Genomic DNA, 4,341 nt, shown 5'->3' on the forward strand with positions numbered 1-4,341 from the left:
TGGGAGTGGGCTTGCTCGCGAAAGCGGTGAATCAGACACGAATTTATCGACTGACACTCCGCCTTCGCGAGCAAGCCCGCTCCCACAGTTGGATCTATGTTTACTTCCAGAGATGGATCGGCCAGCCGGATTTTTCGGCATGCTCCAGCAGCGCCGGATCCGGATTCACCACATGCGGGAAGTCCACCTTCAGCAGTAATGGCAAATCGTTGCGTGAGTCGGAGTAGAAACTCGCGCCTTCCAGATTCTCTTCCTCGGCGTCCAGCCATTCCAGCAGGCGAGTGATCTTGCCTTCGCGGTAGGTCAACGTGCCGACGGTCTGGCCAGTGTAAACGCCGTGCGCAACGTCCAGTTCGATGCCGAGAATTTCGTCGATGCCCAGGCGCTCGGCGATCGGTTTGACCAGGTGCGTGCCGGAAGCCGAGATCACCAGAATCCGGTCGCCGGCCTTGCGGTGGGCGGCGATGGTTTTGGTCGCGTCGCTGAAGATGATCGGTTCGATGAAGTCTTCCACCCATGGGCCGACCAGGTGTTCGACCTCTTCCGGGGTGCGCCCGATCATCGGTTCGAGGCTGAATTCCATGTACTCTTCCATGCGCAATTTGCCATGGCTGTAGGCGTCCATCAGCTCGTTGTTCTTGCGCATGAACGACTCGGGATCGACCCAGCCCAGGCGCCCCATCTGCTCGCTCCAGAGGGTGGCGCAGTCGCCATGGATCAGGGTTTCGTCCAGATCAAAAATTGCCAGGGCCATCAGTGCAGTTCTCTCTTCAACGTCAGCAAAGTCATCAGGCTACCTCACACAGGGCCGTCGGATCGATGGAAAGCGCCAGACGCTGACCGTCGGGATGTAGATCCGCCGCCGAGCGGTTGAGCACGTCCACCACCAGTTCCACGCCACGCGCCTCGACTCGATAGCGGATCACGTTACCGAGCAGGCTGTGGCTGCGGATCTGTGCATCGAGTTCGCCATTGAGGCTCAGTTCGATGGCTTCCGGGCGAATCGCGATGCGGTGGTTGATCGGCCGTTGCAGCAGTTTCGAGGCGCTCTCGGCGTCGAGCAGGTTGTAGTTGCCGATGAAGCCTGCGGCGAATATGTCCACTGGTGCGGTGTAGAGGGTTTCGGCATCGCCGCTCTGCACGATCTTCCCTTGGTTCATCAGGAAAATCCGGTCGGACATGGTCAGCGCTTCTTCCTGATCGTGGGTGACGAAAATCGTGGTCAGGCCGAGTTCGCGCTGGATCTGCCGGATCTGTTCACGCAGGTGTTTGCGGATACGCGCATCCAGCGCCGACAGCGGTTCATCCAGCAGTAACAGGCGTGGACGGGTCACCAGCGAGCGGGCGAGGGCAACGCGTTGACACTGGCCGCCGGAGAGCTGATGCGGATAACGACTGGCGAAGTCGTTGAGCTCAACCAGTTTCAGCACCTCGGCGACACGCTTGTGGCTGTCGTCGGCATTGACCTTCTGCATGCGCAGGCCGAAGGCAACGTTTTGTTCGACGGTCATGTTGGGGAACAGCGCGTAGCTCTGGAACACCATGCCGATCCCGCGTTTCTGCGGGCTCAGCGGCACGATGTCGACGCCATCAAGCAGGATCTTGCCGCCATCCACCGGCGTCAGGCCGGCAATGCAGCGCAGCAGGGTGGACTTGCCGCAACCCGACGGGCCGAGGAGGGTGACGAATTCGCCCTTGTTGATTTCGCAGTTGATGTCGCTGAACACGGTCGTGCCCGCGTAGTTTTTCTGCAGGTGTTGGACGCTGACATAGCTCATTCGCTTTTGTCCTTGTTCAAGATGTTGGCGATCCAGGTCAGGACCAGCACGAAAAAGAAGTACGAGATCACCAGCGCACTGGTGAAGTGGCCGCTGCTGTTGCGCATGTTGTTCAGGTACACCTGCAGGGTTTCGTAGCGCGTGCCGACGAGGATGTTGGCGAACACGAACTCACCGAACAGGAACGAGAACGACAGCAGCAACGCGACCATCAGGCCCTTGCGCAGGTTTGGCAGCACCACCAGAAATGCCGCCTGAAAGGTGCTGGCGCCGAGCAGTTGCGCGGCGTCCATCAGGTCGCGCAGGTTGATCGCCTGCAGGTTGTTGGTGATCGCCCGGTACATGAACGGTAGCGCCACGGTGAAGTAGCAACCGATCAGAATCCACGGTGTGCCGACCATCGCCAGCGGCCCGGAACCGTACAGTTGCAACAGACCCACCGACGACACCACCGGCGGCACCGCGAAGGGCAGCAGGATCAGGATGTTCATCAGCGCATCGAGTTTCGGGAAGTGGTAATGCACCACGAACAGCAGCGGCAGGATCAGCACCACTGACAGCACCAGCGCACCGACGCACACCAGCAGCGACTGGCCGAAGGCGTGCAGGAAGCGCGGATCGCTCCACAACTGGAGGTACCACTTGAAGGTGAAACCGCTGGGCAGGATGGTCGCCGACCAACTGCTGGCAATCGAGTAGATCAGCGTGCCCACCAGCGGCAGCAGCAGAATCGCGAACAGCAGATAAACCACGACGCGGTGGTAGACGCCGGCCGGGCCGGATTCAGCGCGAGACATGGTAGCTCCTCTTCAACAGCAGTTGATGCACAACGGTGACGATGGTCATCAACGCCACCAGCACCACGGCCAGGGCACTGGCGAGATTCGGATCGAGGGAAATATCCCCGGAAACCATTGCCGCGATGCGGATCGGCAGCACGTTGAAGTTGCCGGTGGTCAAGGCGTACACCGTGGCGTAGGCGCCGAGGGCGTTGGCCAGCAGGATCACGAAGGTGCCGAGCAGGGCCGGGGTCAACACCGGCAGGCCGATGTGGCGCCAGAACTGCCAGCCGTTGGCGCCGAGCAGCGCGGCGGATTCGCGCCAGTCTTCACGCAAGGCGTCGAACGCCGGGTACAGCAGCAGCACGCCGAGGGGAATCTGGAAGTAGGTGTAGAGGATGATCAGACCAGTTTTCGAGTACAGGTTGAAGTCCTGAATGATCCCGGCCTGCTTGAGCATGATCGTGATGCTGCCGTTGAAACCGAGCAGGATGATGAACGCGAACGCCAGCGGCACCCCCGCGAAGTTGCTGGTCATGTTGGCGAAGGCATTCACGAAGTTGCGCAGTTTCGAGTCGACCCGGCGCAACGAATACGCACCGAGCACGGCGATGATGATGCCGAATACGCTCGACCAGAAACTGATCTCCAGGCTGTACTGAATCGCCTGCAAATAGAACTTCGAGCTGAAGATCTTGCTGAAGTTGGCGAAGCCCCAGCCGAACTCTTCCGATTGCAGGCTGTTGATCATCACCCAGACCAGCGGGGCGATTTCGAACACGATAAAGAACAGCGCGAACGGCACCAGACACAGGGCCGCCAGCCATTTGCCGCGAGTCATGGCATTCACTTGAGCAGCTCCCGGCACACAGGTTTGTCGTGAGGGACGCCGAGCAGTTCGCAGACGGTGCCGCAGATCTCGGTCTGCTTCGGCGCGGCGTCAGCGTTGAGGCTGAAGGCGTTGCCGAGGACGAACAGCGGCACCTGACGTTCTTCCGGCAGCAGGCCGTTGTGCGAGCGGTCGTTGTTCATGCCGTGATCGGCAGTCACCAGCACCTGATAATCCGCGTCGAGCCAGCCTTGCAGGTAGTCGGCGAGGATGATGTCCGCCGAGCGCGCGCTGTTGCGGTATTGCGCGGAATCGAGGCCGTGCTTGTGGCCGGCGTCGTCGATGTTCATCGGGTGGATCAGCAGGAAGTTCGGCGCATGGCGCAGGCGCAGGTGTTCCGCGTCGGCGAACAGGTGCGAATCCGGGTAGTGATCGTTCCAGTAGAAATGCCCGTGCTGGATCGGTAACGCTGGATCGTCGGTATGACGGTCGCGGGTCGCTAGGAACGGTGAGCGGTTGTACAGCTCGCTGACCCAGTGATAGGCCGCTGCGGCGGTTTTCAGGCCGGCGTCGCGGGCGTAGTGATAGATGCTGCGCTGGTTGGACAGGCGCGCAACGTTGTTGTGGACGATGCCGCTGTCGATCGGCGGCACGCCGGTAAGGATGCATTCGTAAAGCGGTCGGGACAGGGCCGGCAACTCGCACTCCAACTGATAGAGCGCGGCGCGTCCTGCGCCAACGTAAGCCTGCAGATGCCCCATGGCGTGCCGCGCGACCTCGTAATTGAGACCGTCGAGCACGACAAGGATGACGTTGTGCTTCATAGGGGCAAAAACTCCGCGAAAACAGGACATTTCAGATTCAATCTGGATCCCCTGTGGGAGCGGGCTTGCTCGCGAAGGCGGAGTGTCAGTCAATAGATGCTTGACTGATCCACCGCATTCGCGAGCAAGCC

Annotated in this window: 5 protein-coding genes; all 5 read right to left on the reverse strand. The window is 60.5% G+C overall.

From position 1 onward, the window contains the following. Window positions 1–100 precede the first annotated feature (100 nt). Genes QMX91_RS29320 through QMX91_RS29340 form a run of 5 tightly spaced genes read right to left on the reverse strand, consistent with a single transcriptional unit; the run spans window position 101 to window position 4,210 of the window. Window positions 101–754 carry an HAD family hydrolase gene (locus QMX91_RS29320; RefSeq protein WP_097087541.1) on the reverse strand — a complete coding sequence of 218 codons (654 nt, stop codon included), beginning with the start codon at window positions 752–754 and terminating at the stop codon, window positions 101–103. Window positions 755–788: 34 nt separating this feature from the next. Further along, the gene (locus tag QMX91_RS29325; protein WP_222015623.1) at window positions 789–1,778 is read right to left on the reverse strand and encodes an ABC transporter ATP-binding protein; all 990 of its coding nucleotides are present in this window, start codon (window positions 1,776–1,778) and stop codon (window positions 789–791) included. Continuing rightward, complete coding sequence (locus QMX91_RS29330) at window positions 1,775–2,575, reverse strand: ABC transporter permease (RefSeq protein ID WP_007965346.1); 801 nt, start codon at window positions 2,573–2,575, stop codon at window positions 1,775–1,777. Before QMX91_RS29330 ends, QMX91_RS29325 begins: the two co-directional genes overlap by 4 nt. Continuing rightward, entirely contained in the window at window positions 2,562–3,398 is an 837-nt protein-coding gene (locus QMX91_RS29335; RefSeq protein WP_163005303.1) for an ABC transporter permease subunit, read from the reverse strand. Before QMX91_RS29335 ends, QMX91_RS29330 begins: the two co-directional genes overlap by 14 nt. A gap of 5 nt (window positions 3,399–3,403) precedes the next feature. Continuing rightward, a complete protein-coding gene (locus QMX91_RS29340; protein WP_282413792.1) occupies window positions 3,404–4,210 on the reverse strand; it encodes an alkaline phosphatase family protein in 807 nt (268 codons plus the stop codon). Between the last annotated feature and the right edge of the window lie 131 nt (window positions 4,211–4,341).

Source organism: Pseudomonas sp. PS01299, assembly GCF_029960145.1.
Lineage (GTDB): Bacteria > Pseudomonadota > Gammaproteobacteria > Pseudomonadales > Pseudomonadaceae > Aquipseudomonas > Aquipseudomonas putida_A.

Bases quoted from the DNA above. Each gene is read 5' to 3' on its own strand.
- QMX91_RS29330 (WP_007965346.1), bottom strand. From the start codon at position 2,575: ATGTCTCGCGCTGAATCCGGCCCGGCCGGCGTCTACCACCGCGTCGTG.
- QMX91_RS29340 (WP_282413792.1), bottom strand. From the start codon at position 4,210: ATGAAGCACAACGTCATCCTTGTCGTGCTCGACGGTCTCAATTACGAG.
- QMX91_RS29320 (WP_097087541.1), bottom strand. From the start codon at position 754: ATGGCCCTGGCAATTTTTGATCTGGACGAAACCCTGATCCATGGCGAC.
- QMX91_RS29325 (WP_222015623.1), bottom strand. From the start codon at position 1,778: ATGAGCTATGTCAGCGTCCAACACCTGCAGAAAAACTACGCGGGCACG.
- QMX91_RS29335 (WP_163005303.1), bottom strand. From the start codon at position 3,398: ATGACTCGCGGCAAATGGCTGGCGGCCCTGTGTCTGGTGCCGTTCGCG.